Annotated in this window: 21 protein-coding genes; 5 read left to right on the plus strand and 16 right to left on the minus strand. The window is 33.1% G+C overall.

Going from position 1 to position 21,513, the window contains the following annotated elements; translation table 11 throughout:
• Window positions 1-3: 3 nt before the first annotated feature.
• The 13 genes from CL818_RS10095 to CL818_RS10155 form a co-directional block, all read right to left on the minus strand.
• Window positions 4-489, minus strand: coding sequence for a hypothetical protein (locus tag CL818_RS10095; protein WP_272974362.1), 486 nt, complete (start codon window positions 487-489; stop codon window positions 4-6).
• A 17-nt stretch (window positions 490-506) separates the two neighbouring features.
• Window positions 507-1,037, minus strand: a complete 531-nt coding sequence (locus CL818_RS10100) for a hypothetical protein (protein WP_272974363.1) — start codon at window positions 1,035-1,037, stop codon at window positions 507-509.
• A 17-nt stretch (window positions 1,038-1,054) separates the two neighbouring features.
• Entirely contained in the window at window positions 1,055-3,511 is a 2,457-nt protein-coding gene (locus tag CL818_RS10105; RefSeq protein WP_272974364.1) for a hypothetical protein, read from the minus strand.
• Window positions 3,512-3,647: 136 nt separating this feature from the next.
• A complete protein-coding gene (locus tag CL818_RS10110; protein WP_286972908.1) occupies window positions 3,648-6,620 on the minus strand; it encodes a M16 family metallopeptidase in 2,973 nt (990 codons plus the stop codon).
• A 128-nt stretch (window positions 6,621-6,748) separates the two neighbouring features.
• Window positions 6,749-7,621 (minus strand): succinate--CoA ligase subunit alpha, encoded by an 873-nt coding sequence (gene sucD / locus CL818_RS10115; protein ID WP_272974366.1) that lies wholly within the window; start codon window positions 7,619-7,621, stop codon window positions 6,749-6,751.
• 56 nt (window positions 7,622-7,677) lie between these two features.
• Complete coding sequence (locus CL818_RS10120) at window positions 7,678-8,088, minus strand: nuclear transport factor 2 family protein (protein WP_013187383.1); 411 nt, start codon at window positions 8,086-8,088, stop codon at window positions 7,678-7,680.
• Window positions 8,089-8,090: 2 nt separating this feature from the next.
• Window positions 8,091-9,023 carry a UDP-3-O-(3-hydroxymyristoyl)glucosamine N-acyltransferase gene (locus CL818_RS10125; protein ID WP_286972911.1) on the minus strand — a complete coding sequence of 311 codons (933 nt, stop codon included), beginning with the start codon at window positions 9,021-9,023 and terminating at the stop codon, window positions 8,091-8,093.
• A gap of 6 nt (window positions 9,024-9,029) precedes the next feature.
• A complete protein-coding gene (locus CL818_RS10130) occupies window positions 9,030-9,797 on the minus strand; it encodes a class I SAM-dependent methyltransferase (RefSeq protein ID WP_286972913.1) in 768 nt (255 codons plus the stop codon).
• A 5-nt stretch (window positions 9,798-9,802) separates the two neighbouring features.
• Window positions 9,803-10,369 carry an elongation factor P gene (efp, locus tag CL818_RS10135; RefSeq protein ID WP_013187380.1) on the minus strand — a complete coding sequence of 189 codons (567 nt, stop codon included), beginning with the start codon at window positions 10,367-10,369 and terminating at the stop codon, window positions 9,803-9,805.
• Window positions 10,370-10,389: 20 nt separating this feature from the next.
• Window positions 10,390-11,172, minus strand: coding sequence for an acyl-ACP--UDP-N-acetylglucosamine O-acyltransferase (lpxA, locus tag CL818_RS10140; protein WP_013187379.1), 783 nt, complete (start codon window positions 11,170-11,172; stop codon window positions 10,390-10,392).
• A complete protein-coding gene (locus CL818_RS10145) occupies window positions 11,172-12,575 on the minus strand; it encodes a bifunctional UDP-3-O-[3-hydroxymyristoyl] N-acetylglucosamine deacetylase/3-hydroxyacyl-ACP dehydratase (RefSeq protein ID WP_272973705.1) in 1,404 nt (467 codons plus the stop codon). Before CL818_RS10145 ends, lpxA begins: the two co-directional genes overlap by 1 nt.
• Window positions 12,568-13,596 (minus strand): UDP-3-O-(3-hydroxymyristoyl)glucosamine N-acyltransferase, encoded by a 1,029-nt coding sequence (gene lpxD / locus CL818_RS10150; RefSeq protein WP_013187377.1) that lies wholly within the window; start codon window positions 13,594-13,596, stop codon window positions 12,568-12,570. Before lpxD ends, CL818_RS10145 begins: the two co-directional genes overlap by 8 nt.
• Window positions 13,597-13,799: 203 nt before the next feature.
• Window positions 13,800-15,020, minus strand: a complete 1,221-nt coding sequence (locus CL818_RS10155; protein WP_272973704.1) for an HD domain-containing protein — start codon at window positions 15,018-15,020, stop codon at window positions 13,800-13,802.
• 42 nt (window positions 15,021-15,062) lie between these two features.
• On the opposite strand from CL818_RS10155, the gene porX reads away from it, so the two are divergent.
• The 4 genes from porX to CL818_RS10175 all read left to right on the plus strand — a co-directional run bounded on the left by porX (window position 15,063) and on the right by CL818_RS10175 (window position 17,873).
• Entirely contained in the window at window positions 15,063-16,613 is a 1,551-nt protein-coding gene (porX, locus tag CL818_RS10160; RefSeq protein WP_283642321.1) for a T9SS response regulator signal transducer PorX, read from the plus strand.
• 138 nt (window positions 16,614-16,751) lie between these two features.
• A complete protein-coding gene (locus CL818_RS10165) occupies window positions 16,752-17,366 on the plus strand; it encodes a MarC family protein (RefSeq protein WP_013187374.1) in 615 nt (204 codons plus the stop codon).
• 5 nt (window positions 17,367-17,371) lie between these two features.
• Window positions 17,372-17,593 carry a hypothetical protein gene (locus tag CL818_RS10170; protein ID WP_272973702.1) on the plus strand — a complete coding sequence of 74 codons (222 nt, stop codon included), beginning with the start codon at window positions 17,372-17,374 and terminating at the stop codon, window positions 17,591-17,593.
• Window positions 17,586-17,873 carry a hypothetical protein gene (locus CL818_RS10175; protein ID WP_272973701.1) on the plus strand — a complete coding sequence of 96 codons (288 nt, stop codon included), beginning with the start codon at window positions 17,586-17,588 and terminating at the stop codon, window positions 17,871-17,873. Before CL818_RS10170 ends, CL818_RS10175 begins: the two co-directional genes overlap by 8 nt.
• On the opposite strand, the gene CL818_RS10180 is transcribed toward CL818_RS10175, so the two are convergent.
• Window positions 17,870-18,142, minus strand: a complete 273-nt coding sequence (locus CL818_RS10180) for a DUF4834 family protein (protein WP_272973700.1) — start codon at window positions 18,140-18,142, stop codon at window positions 17,870-17,872. The genes CL818_RS10175 and CL818_RS10180 overlap by 4 nt on opposite strands.
• A gap of 95 nt (window positions 18,143-18,237) precedes the next feature.
• Here CL818_RS10180 and CL818_RS10185 point away from each other — a divergent pair, with 95 nt between their 5' ends.
• Window positions 18,238-19,209 (plus strand): transporter, encoded by a 972-nt coding sequence (locus CL818_RS10185; RefSeq protein WP_272973699.1) that lies wholly within the window; start codon window positions 18,238-18,240, stop codon window positions 19,207-19,209.
• Window positions 19,210-19,268: 59 nt separating this feature from the next.
• Here the strand turns inward: CL818_RS10185 and capB are convergent, their stop codons facing one another.
• Both capB and CL818_RS10195 read right to left on the minus strand, forming a co-directional pair.
• Window positions 19,269-20,522 (minus strand): cysteate-C-fatty acyltransferase, encoded by a 1,254-nt coding sequence (gene capB, locus CL818_RS10190; protein WP_272973698.1) that lies wholly within the window; start codon window positions 20,520-20,522, stop codon window positions 19,269-19,271.
• A gap of 140 nt (window positions 20,523-20,662) precedes the next feature.
• A complete protein-coding gene (locus tag CL818_RS10195) occupies window positions 20,663-21,508 on the minus strand; it encodes a DUF7467 domain-containing protein (protein WP_272973697.1) in 846 nt (281 codons plus the stop codon).
• Window positions 21,509-21,513: the final 5 nt, after the last annotated feature.

Raw genomic sequence — 21,513 nt, forward strand, 5'->3', positions numbered from 1 at the left:
TACTTAGTCTATTATGTTATCTCTAACAAGGTGGCTTTTAAGCATCGAAACATCTACTGTTAAGGTTAATGCATAGGCTACATTCTTATTAGTTCTTGGGTTAGGATTAAAAGTTCTATCTAATAATGGCTCTCTATGCATAGCCACAAATTTCTTGTAGGTACTTGTAAAGAAGCGATTAAAATACACCTCATTATTTTCTAATGTATTTGGCTTAACAATTAAGGGTCTGCTTCCGCATTCTTCCTTGCCATTTCTTATGCCTTTAAACATGATATCTTTTAAGGCATTTTTTTCAGCATTGGCTTCAGCTTCATTTCTATCTCTTCCTGTTCCCCAACTTTTTACTATGATATTACCATTGTTCTCATTGCCTAAACACTCTACAGAATAATTGTAATATCCTGAGCTCTTCTCTGGCGTTCTGCAACCAGTTAACACCACGAAGGTTGTTAAGGCTGCTATTATAAAGGTGAATTTTAGTTTCATGTGTTTATAGTTTTAAATTAAAATCCAGAAGAAAGTCCTCTTACAATTCCTGCATCTTCTAGCTCCTTTCTTAAGAGTGCCTTATTAACTGAAACTATCACTCCCATTTTGTATTCTTTTCTGCTAATCTTCACCCTATCGCCAGGGCCTATTGCACCATCTGTAGCAAGGTTTACAAACTTCATATACTTTCCACCTTCAGCAAAAAAGTCATTAAAGTAGGCCTGTTTTTCCTGTTCTACGTTAGAGTTTCTTGCTAATGCTGGTTGTGATACACAACCACGTTCTCCTTGAGGAACACCTTTAAAAATAACGCCGTGAACAGCATTTTTCTTTGCTTGCTCCATTGCTACTTGTGGTTTCTTAGAATAAGACCATACTTTTATAAGAGATGTACCGTCTTTTCCTGTTCCTACACAGTCTATCTCATAACGCCAGTTTTTGGTATCTTCATCTGCTCGCTTTTCAAAGCGTTTTTGAGCATTAACTGTTACGCCTGTTATTAAAAACAGTACAGTTACAAAGCATAGTTTTACTTGTTTAATCATAATTATAATAATTAGGGTTATTTAATTTGTCTTATAAGCATTCCTGGATAAAATTTGTTTTTTGCACCTTTAAATACTGTGTAACCAGATTTATTTGCAGTTTGGTCTTCTTCTGCCAAATAGCTGTTGTCCCAAATTTGCTTGTGGTCTACTTTTATTATTCCTACACGCTTGTATTCTGTTACGCCATCATCATTTATGGTTTGTTCTAAAACTTCAAACTTGTCGCCTTTTTCTAAACCTTCTTTTACGCCGATTGCAGCTGTAATAGGTTCTCCACTTAACAATGGAGTTTTAACTCTAAATTGTTCGTATTCTCGTTGAAGTTTTGAGATAGATTTATCTGCTGCGCGAATTGTTGCAATACCTATTAAGTCTTCATTTGTCTTAGAAGAAAATATAGAAGACTGTAAATTTCTACGCGCTACTTGAGTTCCTACAAACTCTAACTGAAACATGTCTGTATTATCAAATGCTTCTTTTTTAGACGGATCGTAATTACTTTCATCTATCCACATCTCATTATAAAAACGTGATGCTATTTCTTCGTCCCATTTAAGTTTGTACAGATAAGCTGTTGTTTTCACAAAATAGCCTTTACCCATAGTGGTTTGCGCAATATTTGCAACATCTGCAACGCTTGATACAACATCTAAACCTGCATAGCTAGAAACTGTACTTATAACATTTAACCAACGACCAGTCTTTTTAGCAGACTCTTGTTTATTAGAATACTTATAGTCGTAAACTACAATGAATGTGTTTTTTATAAGTTCTTCACCTGCATCTGCCAGTAAAGCACTTCCACGTTTGCTTTCTTGAGCAACCATAACATCTAACTCACTTGCGTCATAAGATCCGCGCTCTGCAACAAGATCCATATTAAACGTACCGTCTGCAGATCTGTTAAACCACTTTGCCACAAGTTCTTTTGCAATGTTATTTTGTGCCAAGAAATTATTAATGTTAAGTGTTTGATCTTCTCCTTCTGTCCCTGGAATTAGGTAAGGACCTACGTTATGATCATTAAATTTTTCTGACAATTCAATATCTCCAAAGGAATTTCTGATACGGCCATAATGTTCTCTATTTTTATCATTAATCATTAATGTATATAAAGAACTACGTCTATACTTTAAACCTGTTTCCTCTAAACTTCCTCTATTATCTTTTACTCTTGCATCTTCATCATAATTTTCATTAGACACTGCATTTGACACAGATTTATTTACACTTGTAAACCCGTTTTCAAGCTTCATCTTCTGTATTTCTTTATACATTGCATCACGCTTGTTTAAAGAAACTTCTGAAGTTGTTGCAATAGAAGCAATATCTGTAGCAGCTTCTTCTGTACTAGGTCCAGATGAAGCATCTGCAGCGTCTGGAGATTGCAATACAAAGCCATTTTTCTCAGCTATTATACTTGCTATTCCGGCAGCTTGATCTTCAATGTTTGCAGAGTCAGCATCACCAGACTCCTGCATTCTTTTAAATTTAATATACTTTTCTTCTCCAGATAAGGCTAACTTATCTATTTGCTGAAGATCTGATTCATACTCATCATTAAAACTTGCATTGGTTAAAGAAAATCCTGTCTTTAACTGATCGTTGCTCATTTTTAAAATATCCCACTTTAGATTAGCGTCTATACCTTCTGTCTTTTCTAGAGTATTAATTAATTCTGCTTGAGCTGCTTTATAAAAGTTTATAGTTTCTGTAGGTACTTCTTCTACCTTTACACTTGTGGTAGTAGCAGCAACCGAAGACGTTGGTGCACTACTAGTAGTATTTGCGCTTAACCCTACTATAGAGGTTATTCCTGAAAAAATTGAGTTTTTAGATTTAGATTTACTTTTAGGAGCCTTGCCTTTTCTAGCCCTTATAGCATTAATCTTTTCTTCCTGACTATAAATAGAAGTGATTGGCGCTGAAGACACCTGCATAAGACTTGAGTCTTCATCTTCAATTAATTGTCCTGGATATCTTAATGCTGCTGATACATACATCTGATATTTTTTAGATGCTTTAGATCTGTCCTTTAAGTTTGGAGTTAAGTAATCTAAATCTTTACCTAAATCTTTATGAAAATCTTTATTAGATTTAGCATCACTCCTTGCATCAAACAAAATTTGATCCTCTCCTGGATCTGCATATATATAATACTCTTCACCAGCAACTGCATCTAACTGCAATGTATAGGCGTCTTTAGATACTACTGCTGTTAAATTATGAACGCCTGGCGCTACAAATAGTTTAATAATATTTCTTCCAGCTGGAGCACCCAAATACTCATAATCATGAAAAATATCTACTGTAGATCCGCCACCATTTTTAATAATGTATATAACAGCTTCGTTAGTGATATTAGACTCTAAACCAACCGCTCCATTTGTGTGACCTAAGGTGTTTGAATACCCATTAGGTATTAATAAAGCAGAAAAAATAAATGTGAGTAAAAGGAAATATTTAACCATAACGCATAATTTTAGTTAGAAGGCGTTACAAACTTATTGTTAAACAAAACCAAAAAAAATACCCAAAATTGGGTATTTTTTCAATATCATTTAATCGTAATTAATACATTTTCAGAATATTACTCATTATTTTATTTTAGTTTTTTATAGGAGTTGGGACTTCATAATTAAAAAGATAATCTCTATCTAATTCTATAATTTCACCATACTTGGATAATGCTTCAAAATTGATTTCATTTTTATTGCCTATGACTAATATGTTATAGTTTTCACCTTTTATATTTTCTTCGAAGAAGTCACTTAGATCATCTAAGGTCATTTCCAAAACTGCATTATACATTTCCTGCCTGTTGTCTTTTGAAAGTCCTCTTTTTTTAATGCTTTCATAAGTCCAGAATATATCTGCTTTAGTAATTCTATTAGCTGCAATTTTTTTAAGCGTGGCTTCTTTTGCGGCTTGAAATTGATCTTTAGCTTCTGGCATATTAGACATTAAATCCATCATAGCCTCAACTGCTTCTGGCATTTTATTAGCTTGTGTGCCAATATATGCCATTACATAATTAGGTTCTCCTTTTTCTGACGCATTTTGATATGAGGAAAATGCTGAGTATGCCAATGCTTTACTTTCGCGAATATCCTGAAATACGATTGATGAAAGCCCACTACCAAAATAGGTGTTAAAAAGGTTTGTCGCTGCCATTTTCTTAGCATCAAATTCTTCGCCTTTTGCTATAAATACAATTTCAGTTTGAGTCATATCGTAATTTGTAAAGTAAACACGACCACCTGTATCTTTTTCATTATAATCTTTAGGATCTGGATACTCTTTTAAGGTATCAGCAATTTGTAATTGATTAGATATTGCAGAATTAGCAGTTTCAACATCATTACCGTAATAGAAAATACGATGCTTAAAGTCTTGCAGATCTTTAACTTTTTGTACTAAATCTAAAGGTTTAATGTTTTGTAATTCTTTTATAGAATAAATATCTCTTAGCCTGGAGTCTTCTCCGTATTTACCAAAATTCATTAATCCGTTAAAAAGGATATTACGTTTTTCCATTTTTTTATCCTCTCTATTTTTTGCAATACTTTCAACATATTTATCATATGCTTCCTGATTTGGTATTGCGTTATCCCATAGGTGTTGGATAAGCTCTAATCCTTTTTCTAAGTTTTCTCCTAAACCACTTAAACTTATATAAGTTTTATCATTTTGGGTATAAACACTATAATCTACACCTATTTTATAAAATTCCTTTTTTAGTTCCTTAGGCGTATACTTATCTGTTCCTAAAAAATCAAGATAACCAGCAGCTAACGATAATTCTTTATCGTGATCACTACCCATATCAAATATTATATTTAAGGTAAACAACTCATTATTCTCATTTAATACGAATTGTAAATCTAGACCGTTCGCCGTTTTTTGTGTTTTTATTGCTTTGCTATAGTCTACAAACTGTGGCTTTAACGTAGGAGAATCCATCGTATTAAAGTCTGTTAAGAACTGAGATTGCTTATTTCTATTTACTTGAATTGGTGTAATATTTGGATTCTCAACCTTTACAGTCGTGCTATCCTTACCTTGTTTTTTAAACGCAACTACATAATTGTTTTTGTAGTGTGCGTTTGCAAACTCTACTAATTCTTGTTTTGTAATTGATTTTAATTCATTTAAAAACTTAAGACGCTTTTCCCAATCTTGTTTACCTATAAATGCATCGAGGTATGCATATGCTGTAGCAGAGTTGTTTTCATATTGTTGTATTCTAGATTTTTTTAAATCGTTTACAACTGCATCAATTAACCATTCATCAAACTTGCCTTGCTTAACTTTTTCTAGTTCACCTAATAATAAAGACTTAACTTCATCTAAAGACTGTTCAGCTTTTGGTATACCATACAGGATATGCATACCATAGTCATTATCGAAATTTGTGAACGAAGATGCTCTTTGTACTTTTTGCTGTTGGTTTAAATCTAAATCTATTAATCCTGCAGCTGAATTTGCAAGTATATAATCTATTAATGTTACAATTTGTTCGTCTTTACTACCAACTCCTTTAGTCCTAAATGCTACATACACAGATTCGGTCGTTGGGCCATAAACAACTTTTTCAATAGGCTCACCTATTTCGGGTTGTTCTGGAAAAGTTGGGTGATTAACCTCTTTATATTTAAAAGTGCCAAATGCAGAATTTATTTTCTTAATAGTTTCCTCAAAATCTAAATCGCCAACCATTATTACTGCCATATTATTAGGTACATAATAGGTATCAAAATAATTATTAATAGCAACCATCGATGGGTTTTTAAGGTGCTCACTAGTACCTATTGTAGACTGTGTACCATAAGGATGATTAGGAAATAAACCTTCTAATACTGCTGCATAATGTTTACGCCCATCACTATCTTGACCTCTATTAAACTCTTCATAAACAGCCTCTAACTCTGTATGAAATAATCTTAAAACAAGTTGGCTAAACCTTTCGCTCTCTACCTTTAACCACTTGTCTATTTCGTTTGAAGGAATTTTACTAATATATACCGTTTCTTCTGTTGAAGTAAAAGCATTAGTATTTTCTGCACCTAAAGAGCTTATCATTTTATCATATTCATTTGCAATAGAATATTTTGAAGCTTCTTGAGACACACTATCTATATCTTTATAAATAGCTTGTTTAGTTATAGGATCTTTTTCATTTTTATGTTGCTCATAAAGTTCAGATATTTTTGAAATAAGTTGTTTCTCTTTCTGCCAGTTTTGAGTACCTATTTCATCTGTGCCTTTAAAAACCATATGCTCTAAATAATGAGCCAAACCTGTATTATCTTCTGGATCATATGTTGAGCCAGCTCTTACTGCAATTAAAGTTTGAATTTTAGGCTCATCTTCATTTTTACCTAAATAAACTTTTAGGCCATTATCTAAGGTATAAAGCCTTAATCCTGTAGGATCATTTGTTACAGACTCATAGCTAAACCCGTTGGCATCTTCTTTGGTTTGGGTAACAATATCTGTTGTATTCTCAAGATTGTTTTGCTTACATCCTAGTACAGATGTGATAACAATTAAGGTGACAAGTAATTTAATTGCATTCATAGATTTGGGGATCTTGTATAAAATTAACTTGGGTGTTTTAATAGTCTTCTAAAAATAGAAAAATCCGTTGACATACCTGCCAACGGATTGGAAACGTTATGACTAACGTTTTATCTTATAAGTAAGCTTTAGCCTAATACTTCTGCTACTTTTTTACCAATTTCTGCTGGAGAATCTACAACGTGTATTCCAGATTCTTTAAGAATTTTTTTCTTTGCCTGTGCAGTATCTTCACTACCACCTACAATTGCACCTGCGTGGCCCATAGTACGTCCTGCAGGAGCAGTTTCACCAGCAATAAAACCAACGATAGGTTTTTTACTACCGCTTTCCTTATACCATTTAGCAGCATCTGCCTCTAATTGACCACCTATTTCACCAATCATAACAACGCAGTCTGTTTCGTCATCATTAATTAGCATCTCAACAGCTTCTTTTGTAGTAGTTCCAATAATTGGATCTCCACCAATACCAATAGCTGTTGTAATACCTAGGTTTTGCTTTACAACTTGATCTGCAGCTTCATAAGTTAAAGTACCAGACTTAGATACAATACCTACATTACCTTTCTTAAATACAAATCCTGGCATAATACCAACTTTTGCTTCACCTGGTGTAATAACACCTGGACAGTTAGGTCCTATTAAACGTACATCCTTGTTTTCAATATAATTCTTTACAGTAATCATATCTTTTACAGGAATACCTTCTGTAATACAGATTATTACTTTAATTCCAGCTTCTGCAGCTTCCATTATAGCATCAGCAGCAAATGCTGGTGGTACAAATATGATAGATGTATCTGCCTTTGCTTCTTTTACAGCTTCATCAACTGTATTAAATACTGGCTTATCTAAATGTGTTTGGCCACCTTTTCCTGGTGTAACACCACCAACAACATTAGTACCATATTCAATCATTTGTCCGGCGTGAAATGTACCTTCACTACCTGTAAATCCTTGAACTATTATTTTTGAATCTTTATTTACTAGAACGCTCATTTATTGTTGTTTTGATTGTTTGGCAAAAGTACTTGTTTCGTTTCTAAGTATAAAAGTTATTCCACACTTTTTGGAAGAAACGACTTTAAATTTTCGTGAGTTTCATCTGCTGGTTGACTAATTTGATGTCCTTTATACAATTGACCATCTTTTACTTCGAAAATAGAAATAAAATGTGCTAATGGTGTTATATCGTCTGGATTCTCAATTGTCTTAACATGAAAACTATGCCTTAGTGTAACTGTACCATCTTCTTCCAACAAATGTGTAATATCACATCTTAAGAATTCAAAAGATTTAGACATCTCTAGTAGCATTTGAGTAAAGGTTTCTTTATTTAACTTAAAGTAACCAGAACTGCTGTTCCAATATAACTCAAAATCCTCATGTAGAGTCTTCTCTAAGATTGATGTATCCTTATAGAAATCTGATTCAAAAAAAGTTTTTACTACGTGTTTTGCATTCATAATTAAGATTTTATTTTATCTACAATGCTTGGCAACCTACTTAGTGTTACCATCTCTTTTACTTTAGTTCTAAAATCATCTGCAGGTGAACCTAAATAACGACCATTTTCCTTAAGTGATTTACCTACACCTGCTTGCGCCAGTACAGTTGCTTTTTTTCCTATGGTTATACCGCTAATAACTCCTACTTGCCCCCAAAGTGTAACTTCATCTTCTATAACAACACAGCCTGCTATGCCAGTCTGAGATGCTATTAAACATTTCTTTCCTATTACAGTATCGTGGCCAACGTGTACTTGATTATCTATTTTAGTGCCTTCACCAATTGTGGTATCTCCAGTTACGCCTTTATCTATAGTACAAAGAGCTCCTAAATCTACATTATCTTGTAGCACCACACGACCACCAGATTTTAGTTTATCAAATCCTTCTGGTCTATTCTTATAATAAAAAGCATCTGCTCCCAATATAGATCCAGAATGTATTGTACAGTTGTTTCCTATAACTGTATGATCATAAAGAACAACATTGCTGTGAATTACACAATTATTCCCTATCGCTACGTGGTTACCAACAAATGCACCAGGTTGTATAATTGTACCTTCTCCAATTTGCGCTGTTTCTGATATTTGTGAAACAGACTTCTTAAATGGTTTAAAATACTCTGTTAGTGTATTAAAATCTCTGAAAGGATCTTCTGAAATTAATAACGCTTTTCCTTCTGGACATTCTACTTCTTTATTAATTAAAATAATTGTAGCCGCAGAATTTAATGCTTTGTCATAATATTTTGGATGATCTACAAAAACTATATCACCTTTGGTAACAACATGAATTTCATTCATTCCCTCAACAGGAAATTTTGCATCACCAACAAATTTTGCATTTATAATTGTAGCAATTTGCTTTAGTGTATGTGTTTGAGGAAACTTCATATAAACTTACTTCTTAGTACCATATATTATTACTCTCGCAAATAAAACGTGAAGAAAAGGAATTTTTGAAAAAAAAACATCTAAACGATACCCAATTTTGTTTATCCAGTTATCGTAGTTCTTGTCACCAAAGATTTTTAATGATAAATATCCTGTAATTACTGAGAAAAAATCGAGAAATACGTGCTCGAATGTGAATTTCTCTTTAATAATCTTAAAGTCTTTATTTACTAACGCGTGCTCATCTGGTGTACGCTCCTTTTTATTAAAGTACCTGTATAGCTTATAAAAAGGATTCATATTTAACGGTTCTGTAAACAGGATTATACCATTTGGTTTAAGAACACGATAAATTTCTGAAATAGATCTCTTTACATCTAAATGATGTAAAATAGCTCCTCCATAAACAACATCAAACATTTCATCTTTAAAGGTTAATGTATTAGCATCCATTAAATGAAAGTTAATTTCAAATGGTATGTTTTTAGCATTACTAATTCCTTTTTCTAGTTCAACTTCAGATATATTAATACAATCTAAAGATTTAGGTGTGGCATTTCCTTTAATCCAAGAAACCCATGCATGCGAGCCTATTTCTAAAACATCCTTATCATTAAAGTGTTTTACTTTTTCTTGAAGGAATTTTGACTCTCTTTTATAAGAATAATGAAACGCATGACGACGTAACTTTTTAATTTTACGTCGATCTAATTTATTTTCATTCCAATACTCTGCTTCAGTTTTTGCAATATCATCTATAGAACGCGCTTTCATAAAGCTTAGTCTGTTACACGTTCTTTATAGTTACCTGTTTCTGTATCTATTTTAACTTTGTCTCCTTCGTTTATAAATAAAGGAACGTTTACTTCTGCACCTGTCTCAACAGTTGCTGGTTTAGTAGCATTAGTTGCTGTATTTCCTTTTACACCAGGTTCTGTATGCGCAATCTCTAACACAACATATGCAGGCATCTCAACAGATAACGGCATATTATCTTCTGTATTTATTTGAATAGATACAACCTCACCTTCTTTCATTAAACCTGGAGCATCCAATACAGATTCTACTAGTCTAATCTGAGTATAGTCTTCTTGGTTCATAAAATGATAGAATTCACCATCATTATATAAGAATTGAAATTTATGTGTTTCTACACGAATGTCTTCAATTTTATGACCAGCAGAAAAAGTGTTATCAAGAACTTTTCCAGTTGTAATGCTCTTTAATTTAGTTCTTACAAAAGCAGGCCCTTTTCCAGGCTTTACGTGTAAAAACTCTATAATTTTATAAATATCGTTATTGTAACGAATACATAATCCCTTACGAATATCTGAAGTTGATGCCATAATTAGTTATTGTGTTTAAATTAGTTTGAGAAGTAGCCTTTCATTACACCACGTTGAGAGCTTTTTACAAATTCTAAAATCTCATCTCTCTCCGAAGTAGCTTCCATTTCTGCTTCAATAATGGCTACAGCCTGTGAGTTGTTATAATTTTTTTGATAGAGAATTCTGTATATATTTTGAATCTCTCTAATTTTTTCTGTTGAAAATCCACGTCTTCTTAAACCTATTGAGTTTATACCAACATAGGATAATGGTTCTCTTCCTGCTTTTACATATGGTGGAACATCTTTTCTAACCAATGATCCTCCTGTAACAAATGCGTGGCTTCCTATTGTACAAAATTGCTGTACTGCAGACATACCTGCTAAAACAACATAGTCTCCAACATTTATATGTCCTGCAAGCGTACTGTTATTACTAAAAATACAGTTATCTCCAACAATGCAGTCATGTGCAATGTGGCAATATGCCATTATCCAGCAATTTTTACCAATTTCTGTACGCATTTTATCTGTCGTACCTCTATTTATTGTTACGCACTCTCTAATGGTTGTACCATCTCCAATGATAGTTGTTGTATCTTCATCATCAAACTTCTTGTCTTGTGGAATTGCAGAAATTACTGCACCTGGAAAAATATTACAATTTTTACCAATGCGCGCGCCTTCCATAATGGTGACATTAGATCCTATCCAAGTGCCTTCTCCAATTGTTACATTTCCATGTATGGTTGTAAAAGGCTCTATAACTACATTCTTAGCTATTTTAGCGCTTGGATGTACGTATGCTAGTGGTTGATTCATTACTTTACTTTTGAAATTTGTGCCATAAGTTCGGCTTCACAAGCTAATTTGCCGTTTGCATAGGCGTAACCTTGCATATGACAAATGCCTCGTCTTATAGGTGATATTAAATCACACTTAAAAACTAATGTATCTCCAGGTACGACCATTTGTTTAAACTTAACATTATCTATCTTCATGAAGTAGGTTAAGTAGTTTTCTGGATCTGGAACGGTACTCAATATTAATATGCCTCCGGTTTGTGCCATTGCCTCAACAATTAGTACACCTGGCATTACAGGTGAACCAGGAAAGTGACCTCTAAAAAAGTCTTCATTCATGGTTACATTTTTTGATCCTAATACATGTGTATCAGATAACTCAAAAATCTTATCTATTAATAAAAATGGTTGTCTGTGCGGTAACATTTTCATGATTTGCACAACATCCATCAATGGTTTTTGATTTAAATCTACCTGAGGAACTGCATTACGCTTTTCTATCTTGATAATTTTAGATAGTTTTTTAGCAAATTGGGTATTTACAAAATGTCCTGGTTTATTGGCAATAATTTTACCTTGTATTCTTGTACCTACCAACGCTAAATCTCCTATTACATCTAATAGTTTATGACGTGCTGCTTCATTAGGATAATGTAACGTTAGGTTATCTAATATACCATTAGGTTTAACAGAGATTGTTTCTTTATTAAATGCTTTCTTTAATTTTTCGACAGTATCTGAGCTTATTTCTTTATCTACATAAACAATTGCATTATTTAGATCACCACCTTTTATTAAGCCATGTTCTAAAAGCATTTCTAATTCATGAAGGAAACTAAATGTACGTGCGTCTGATATTTCATCTTTAAATTCTGAAATATTTTTTATTGAAGCATTTTGGGTTCCTAATATCTTAGTACCAAAATCTACCATTGTGGTAATTTGGTAATCGTCTGAAGGCATTAAAAGTATCTCGCTACCAGTTTCCTCATCGATATAAGAGATATTTTCTTTAACAACATAAACTTCTCTATTCTTTTCTTGTTCTTGTATTCCTGCTTTTTCTAAAGCTTCAACAAAGAATTTTGAAGACCCATCCATAATTGGAGGCTCAGATGCATTTAATTCAATTAAAACATTATCTATCTCTAAGCCTACACAAGCAGCAAGTACGTGTTCACTTGTCTGTATGCTAACGCCGTTTTTCTCAAGGTTAGTACCTCGTTGAGTGTTTACCACGTAATTGGCATCTGCCTCTATAACAGGTTCTCCTTCAAGATCAACACGTTTAAAAGCGTATCCAAAATTTTCGGGTGCCGGCTTAAAAGTTAATGTTACTTCTTTACCAGTGTGAAGACCTACTCCTTTAAGAGTAACTTCTTTAGCTATGGTCTGTTGCTTTTGAGCAATGGTTTCAGTCATTACTTTCCAGTTTTTTTTCTAGGTTATGTATTGATTTTACCGTTTGTGGTAAGTTTTTAAAATGCACATAGGACTTATTATAATCTCCATAATTTAATGCTGGAGAGCCTTGCAATGTTTCTTCATCTTTCACATTTCTACCAATACCAGATTGTGCTTGTATACGCACCTTATCTCCTATGGTTAAATGACCTGCAATACCAACTTGTCCTCCAATAAGACAATGCTTACCAATTTTAGTTGATCCTGCAACACCTGTTTGTGCTGCAATTGCAGTATGCGCTCCTATCTCTACGTTATGAGCTATTTGTATTTGATTATCTAGCTTTACACCTTTTCTAATTATAGTAGATCCGAGTGTAGCTCTATCAATAGTTGTACCTGCACCTACATCTACAAAATCTTCAATAATAACATTACCAGTTTGAGGTACTTTTTGATATTCTCCTTTTTCATTTGGTGTAAATCCAAACCCATCTGCTCCAACAATAGCTCCACTATGAATAACACAATGATCACCAATAATAGACTCTGAATAAATCTTTGCACCTGCAAAGATCATAGTGTTATCTCCAATCTTTACATTATCTCCAATATATACATTAGGATAAACTTTTACATTATCTCCTAAAACAACATTCTCACCTATATAGGTAAATGCTCCCAAGTAAATATTTTCACCATACTTAGCAGTTTCTGAGATAAAGTGAGGTTGCTCAATTCCTGTCTTGTTTAACTTTACTTGATTATAATATTCAAGTAATTTTGAAAAACTTTTATAAGCATCTTCAACCTTTATTAATGTGGCAGAAACAGTCTGTTCTGGCTCAAAGGTTGAGTTTACTATGCAAATTGAAGCATTTGTAGAGTATATATATGAATTGTATTTAGGGTTTGCCAAAAACGTCAACGACCCTTTTGTCCCTTCTTCTATCTTGGCTAATTTTGAAACTTCGACGTCGGGATTACCAACAATATCACCTTCTAAAATGCCTGCGATTTGAGCAGCTGTAAATTTCATCGATGCAAAAATAGCAATTTTAGGGTTATTAACGATTGTTAACAAACTTATGCTTTACTTAAGTTATGAACGGATTGTTATTTTAAAGCTATTTGGCTAACAATACTTGCAAAAACTCTGTTTTAATTACCCTTTAATTACTTATACTTTAATTTTAAAATGGAGTGAAAATGATAAACATTATAATTTAGCTCTTAAGGCCTTTACTTAGGATAACACCAAAAATATTTTTTCACCACTTTAGATAATGCCTTTAAATTTAGTTGATCACTAGCTTTTACAACATCTGTTATTTTTCCATTTTTATGAAGAATGTTTATAGGATTGGCTTTAATCTTATATGCCAAATTTTCTACACTACCACTAAACACAAAATAGCTAGCTTCGTGTGCAGAAATATCATAACGAGACATTAATAAGTTAATTTGCTTTTCAATTTTTTCTTTAGAAACTTCTCTTTTCTTTAGCTTAACTTTTAGCAGATCTCTATTAATAATCATTTTACAAAGCTCACTTAAGACAAAATCATCGTGGTGCATCCACTGTTTCATTGCAGAGATAACGTCATAATCATCTAATTCTGCAAAGGTGTTTAGGATATCGTCGTTAAATTTGTCTTCTGTTATTCTGTTTTCAAGAAAATATAAAAGCGGTTTATTACAATTTAAAATTTCGCCTTTGTCTGTTAGCTCCTTTGCTCGTTTTAGTACTCTTATCATTAACTGCTCGGCACCTAAACTTGTTTTATGTAAATATACCTGCCAATACATTAAGCGTCTTGCCACTAAAAATTTTTCAACAGAATAAATTCCCTTATGCTCGACCACTAGTTGATCATCTACAACATTAAGCATAGCAATTAGGCGTTCACTATTTATATTACCTTCAGAAACACCTGTATAAAAACTATCTCGCTTTAAATAGTCTAACCTATCCATGTCTAATTGACTTGAAATAAGCTGATGCATAAAGTGTCTGTCATAATGTCCCTTAAAAATTGAGATGGCCAACGTTAAACTTTGGTTAAAGTCGGCATTCATTTTTTCCATAAATAGCTCAGAAATTCGCTCGTGATTCACACCACTTACAATGCTATGTTCCATCGCATGAGAAAAAGGACCATGACCAATATCGTGTAATAAAATAGCTATCTGTAAGGCTTCCGCCTCTGCATCAGAAATTGCTACACCCTTAAAGCGCAAGACCCTAACAGCTTTTTGCATGAGATGCATACAACCAAGTGCATGATGAAAACGCGTATGATGCGCACCTGGATATACTAAAAATGAAACGCCCATTTGAGAAATGCGGCGTAATCTTTGAAAATATTTATGTTCTATAATATCAAAAAGACGCGCGTTAGGGATAGTAATAAATCCGTAAATTGGGTCGTTAAGTATTTTAAGTTTGTTACGTTGTGACAAGCTGGTCGTATTTAATAATACAAAACTAAACGAAAATATACTATGAACAATATAAATGTACTGTGGGTAGATGATGAAATTGATCTTCTTAAGCCACATATTCTTTTTTTAGAAAACAAAAACTATAGTGTTACTACATGCCAAAGTGGTACAGAAGCCCTTGAGGAGATTGATGGCAACCGTTTTGACATTGTATTCTTAGATGAGAATATGCCTGGACTAACAGGTCTTGAGACTTTATCTGGAATAAAAGAAAAACAAGCTAATTTACCGGTAATAATGATTACCAAGAGTGAAGAAGAGCATATCATGGAAGAAGCTATAGGCTCTAAAATAGCAGATTATTTAATTAAGCCTGTAAACCCAAACCAAATTTTATTAAGCTTAAAAAAGAATTTAGACCATTCTCGATTAGTTTCTGAAACCACGACTTCTCATTACCAACAAGAGTTTAGAAAAATAGCCATGGATATGTCTAGCATAAACTCCTATGAAGGTTGGGCAGAAATGTATCAAAAATTAATCTATTGGGAAATGGAGTTAGAGAATATTGAAGATACTGGAATGATAGGTATCCTAGAATCTCAAAAATCTGAAGCTAATACTCAATTTTGCAAATTTGTTGAAAAAAATTACCGCGACTGGTTTAATGGCGCAGATGATGCTCCAATAATGAGTCACACGTTATTAAGAGAACGTGTAATTCCTGAATTGGGCGAACAACCAACTCTTTTAGTAGTAATAGACAATTTACGCTATGACCAATGGCGCGCATTTGAACCTATATTAAACAACCATTATAAAAAGCAAAAAGAAGAACCATATTACTCCATATTACCAACAGCAACCCAATATGCTCGTAATGCAATTTTCTCAGGACTAATGCCAGCAGATATGGAAAAACTACATCCAGATCTTTGGTTAAACGATACAGATGATGGTGGTAAGAATATGCACGAGGCAGAATTTCTGAGAAGACAATTAAAAAGGCTTGGACAAAGTCATCTTAAAACAGATTATCATAAAATTACCAATGTAAAAGGAGGTAAAAAATTGGTGGAAAATTTTAAATCTCAGAAAGATAATGACTTAACAGTAGTTGTTTACAATTTTGTCGATATGTTGTCCCATAGTAAGACTGAAATGGAGGTTATAAAAGAATTAGCCTCTAATGATAAATCTTACAGAAGCTTAACAGAAAGCTGGTTTAAAAACTCACCATTATTAGAGATTATACAACAAGCTCAACAAATGGGCTTTAAGCTGATAGTAACTACAGATCACGGAACCATTAATGTTAATAACCCTTCTAAAGTTATTGGAGATAAAAACACAAGTCTTAATTTAAGATATAAAACAGGCAAAAGTCTTACATACCAAGACAAAGATGTACTTGCTGCAAAAAATCCTAAGGAAATACATTTACCTAGTATTAATATGAGCAGTAGCTTTATTTTTGCAAAAGGCGATTTGTTTTTTGCATATCCAAACAACTTTAACCATTATGTAAGTTATTATAGAAACACCTATCAACATGGTGGTGTTTCATTAGAGGAAATGGTAATTCCTTTTGCTGTCCTAGAGCCTAGGTAAACATTATATTAACTAATTTTAAAAAACACCTTAACCATAGATAAGTAATGTGATTAAGGTGTTTTTTCATATTCTAATAAGGTTTAAGAACTGTATCATTTTATATACCTTTAAAGATCTAATTGAAAAGACTTTACAATGTCTGAAATTATTACTACTGTACTATTTTTATTTGCTGTTATAGATCCGCTTGGATCAGTACCAGTTTACTTAGAGGCTACTAAGAAATTTGACAAAGCAAAAAAAACAAGAGTAGCTATTAGAGCAACACTTATAGCATTCTCTATCTTATTATTCTTTATAGTAATTGGGCAGCTTATTTTAGAAGGTATGGAAATATCTTTAGATGCATTTCAAATTTCAGGAGGTGTTATATTATTCCTTTTTGCATTAACAATGATTTTTGGAGACGGAAAACCATCCCAAGAAAAAAGTCATATAGATGATTATAAACACGTTGCAGTATTTCCGTTAGCTATACCTTCAATTGCTTCACCAGGTGCTATTATGGCTGTGGTTTTAATGACAAACAACAACCTCTATACTATTAAGGAACAAATCATTACAACTATTCTTGTTTTAGTTGTTATAGGCCTTACTTGCTTACTGCTACTTGCAGCCAATGTCGTACAAAAGCGTATAGGAGAATATGGAATCACTGTAATAAGTAAAGTTATGGGACTCATACTAGCATCTTATGCTGTACAAAGTATACTAACTGGGTTGCGAGATTTTTTCACCGTACTTAATTAATAACAATGAATACAAAGGGAAAATTTGATAGTTGGATAGACACACTTTCTAATGAAGATTTAAAGATTGTCACTCAAATTATTCAAGTTTCTAAAGACGATTTAAGCTCCGATTGGTGGCAACAGCTATATGTCTTACAATTAAACCAGATAAAGAACGGCTTACAACAACTTGAGAACGGTGCGCTAATGAATTCAAAAACCTATTGGACATATTTAGATGACTAAACACCCTATATTCTGGACAGAGCTAGCTGCTAAAGACTCCCTACGTATTTTAAACATGGTTAGGCATGAAGAAACCTTTGAATCTTATTTAGAGCTAAAAAAAACTTTAAAACATGCAGAATGTTTAATTTCGAGATTCCCAAAGCTTTTTCCTAAGTCCTCTAGCTATGGAAAATTACACACCCTAAAACTAAGAGCAGATTTACGATTAATTTACTTGGCAGATATAGAGGCTACAGTAATTATATCTATAATTAAAGAAAGCAAAGAGGAACATTAATCCTTAACCTCTTCATACTCTACATACTCACCTACAGTTTTAGAAGACTTTCTTTTATTTTTTGGCACTTTATCTAAAACAACTTCACCTTCTTTTTCCTGAGGTGCCTGTTGTTTATTCATTGAATTAAATTGGCTGAATTGCTCTTCAAACTTCTTCCCCATTTTCTTCATAGCATACTTCATTAACAATGGGCCAAGTAATCTAAAAAGAAACTTTAGGCCAAAGTAAACAAGAAGAATAATTAATATAACTTTTAAAAACTCCATAGTACAAATTTAATATACTCCAACGCCTTAATAAACGTTGTAATCTTAAATTAATGATAAATTCAATTATATTTGAATCAACCTAAATCAAAATCATGAGATCTACCCTACTAACTCTATTTATTTTTAGTGTTTGTATACCATATACCCACGCACAATTTACTGAAACTATTAATTCTAACAGACCAGGAAACTCTCAAGGTGCCTTTTCTGTAGGTACTAACATATTTCAAGCAGAACTAGGTGCTAAGATTGGAAAAGACGATCATAGCTTACTAAATTATGAATCTGATATTTTTGGCGTAGATGCCTTCCTTAGATATGGAGTGGTGAGAGAGCAACTAGAACTTAGCATAGCTGCAGATTTTCTTTCTGAAACTAGACAATTTACAACTGGAGGACAACAAGAAGTTAAACGAAGTAATTTTGACAGGATTACTATTGGTGGAAAATATTTACTTTATGATCCCTATAAAAGCGGTCCAGAAAAGCCTAATATTTATAGTTGGAAAGCAAACAATAGTTTTAAATGGAAAAGTTTGATTCCAGCAGTATCAGTTTATGCTGGAGCTAATTTAAATTTAAGTGAAGACAATCCTTTTGCTGTACCAGATGAAGGTAAAATAACTCCAAGAATTGAGTTGATAACCCAAAACAACTGGGCTGGCGGTTGGGTCTTTGTCATTAACTTTGTAGCAGACAAAGTAACTACAGATTTTCCAACTTACGCAGGTATCTTTACGCTCACACATTCATTTTCACCTAAAACAGCAGGCTTCTTAGAATACCAAGCTTTTAAAAATGATTTATATAGTGATAATATTATTCGAGGTGGAGGCGCATATCTAATTACTAAAGACTTGCAAATAGATCTTTCTGGTTTATTTAGTTTTAAGGATACACCTTCGCGTTGGCAGATTGGCCTAGGAGCATCTTACCGAATAAATAGCAGAACCGACAAAGATGACATGCTTTTAGAAAATAGTTCTGGAAAAAATAAAGATAAAGATCGAGGCAAGAAGTCTAAGCAAAAGCGAAAAGACACAGATTTTAATGACGGAAAATAATTGTAGCGTAAAAAAAAAGCTTCTCATTTAGAGAAGCTTTTTTTTTAAGTATCTATTAATTATTCTGAAGCCATAGCAGCGTCAGATAATCTTTTATATGTTCCGTTTTCTAATCGCTCTCTTATACTACTAAATGCATCTAATGTTTCATTTACATCTTGTAATGTATGTGAAGCAGTAGGAATTAATCTAAGTAAAATTAATCCTTTAGGTATTACAGGATAAACTACAATACTACAAAATACACCGTGATTTTCTCTAAGATCTTTTACCAAAGCCATAGCTTCTGGAATACTACCTTTTAAATATACTGGCGTTACACAACTTTGTGTTGTACCAATATCAAACCCACGTTCTTTTAAGCCGCCTTGTAAAGCATTTACGTTTTCCCAAAGCTTTTCCTTAAGCTCTGGCATAGTACGTAACATATCTAAACGTTTTAAAGCTCCTACTACTAATTGCATCTGCAAAGATTTTGCAAACATTTGAGATCGTAGGTTATACTTTAGGAATTGTATAATCTCTGCATCTGCAGCGATAAAAGCTCCTGTGCTTGCCATAGATTTTGCAAACGTGGCAAAATACACGTCTATATCATCTTGCACTCCTTGTTCTTCACCTGCACCAGCACCTGTTTTACCTAAGGTACCAAAACCGTGAGCATCATCAACAAATAAACGGAAATTATACTTTTTCTTAAGCTCTACAATTTCCTTAAGTTTACCTTGCTCTCCGCGCATTCCAAAAACACCTTCAGAAATTAGTAAAATTCCACCTCCAGTTTTTTCTGCAATACGTTCTGCACGTTTTAAGTTTTTTTCAATACTCTCTACGTCGTTATGTTTGTAAGTAAAGCGTTGTCCCATATGAAGGCGAACACCATCTATAATACACGCATGTGCATCTACATCATAAACAATAACATCATCTTTACCTACCAAAGCATCAATTGTAGATACCATACCTTGATATCCAAAATTTAAAAGGTAAGCTGCTTCTTTATTTACAAATTCTGCAAGCTCGTTTTGTAATTGCTCGTGTAAATCTGTGTGACCACTCATCATCCTTGCTCCCATAGGGTAAGCAGAACCATATGCTGCTGCAGCTTCTGCATCTGCTTTTCTTACTTCTGGTCTGTTAGCCAACCCTAAATAATCATTTACGCTCCAGGTAATTACTTCTTTACCTTGAAATTTCATTCTGTTAGAGATAGGACCTTCTAACTTTGGAAATATAAAATAACCTTCTGCTTGACTTGCCCATTTACCTAACGGACCTTTATCATCATAGATTTTTTGAAATAAATCTTTCATTCAATAGTTTTTAAACGAAGCGCAAAAGTACTGAATTTTAGATGTAAACCAATACACTTTGCAAATTCTTAAGTGGAGTATAAAATAAAACACCTGCAAATGCAGGTGTTTCTTAATTTGTTTATTATGAAAACTAAGGGTTAATCTATAATTATTCCCTCATTTTCATTATTTCCAGTATCGTCTGGCATATCTGCAACAGGGCAAAGTTCGCCACCATCTTTACTCTCTCCATTAACTACCATAAACAAACCGCTAACTAATCCTGGACCAATAGGATTGTCACAATTTGTATTAATTGTAGTGTTTAACAATCCGTTTATAGAGATTGAAATTTGATCACTTAATGTACCTTCACTATCTTCTCCTACAATAGTAAACCTAGAACCAGGAAATACAAATGAATTATAAGCTACCTCACCTTGCCCTTGAGTAACTTTTACAATTCCTGCCACTAAACCTTCATACTTTAACGTTAAAGATGTTGCCTTCTCATTACAAGATGTACAACCTTCTTCTACTACTTCCTCTTCTTCTGGAGAGCATAACAAACCGTTATTAGTACTTTCTCCACCTACAACTTGGTAATTACCATAAGTTGTACCTACCTCAACTGGCATTGTACAGTCTGTCTTTAAAGCACCTATATAACAACCATTTTGATAGAACTTTAATGTTCTATGAAGTATAGAGTTGCTGCCGATAGGATTTAGTGTAATTGTTTCATTTGGGTATACATAACCACAAAAATAAGTGCCACTATTGTAACTTCCTTTAATCACTAAATATTTCGCACTATTTCCCGTGTACTTAAATGAGATGTTTTTTAAACGACCATCACACTCACCACAGTCTTCATTATTGGTTGAATATGTGCTATTAATAACTAATTCTTCAGTGTTATACTCATCAATATTATCTGAAGTACAACTGTTTAACATGAATAATGCTAAAACAAAAACGACGTAATTGTAATTTTTAAACATGAATG

Source organism: Croceibacter sp. (genome assembly GCF_002716225.1).
Classification (GTDB): Bacteria; Bacteroidota; Bacteroidia; order Flavobacteriales; family Flavobacteriaceae; genus Croceibacter; species Croceibacter atlanticus.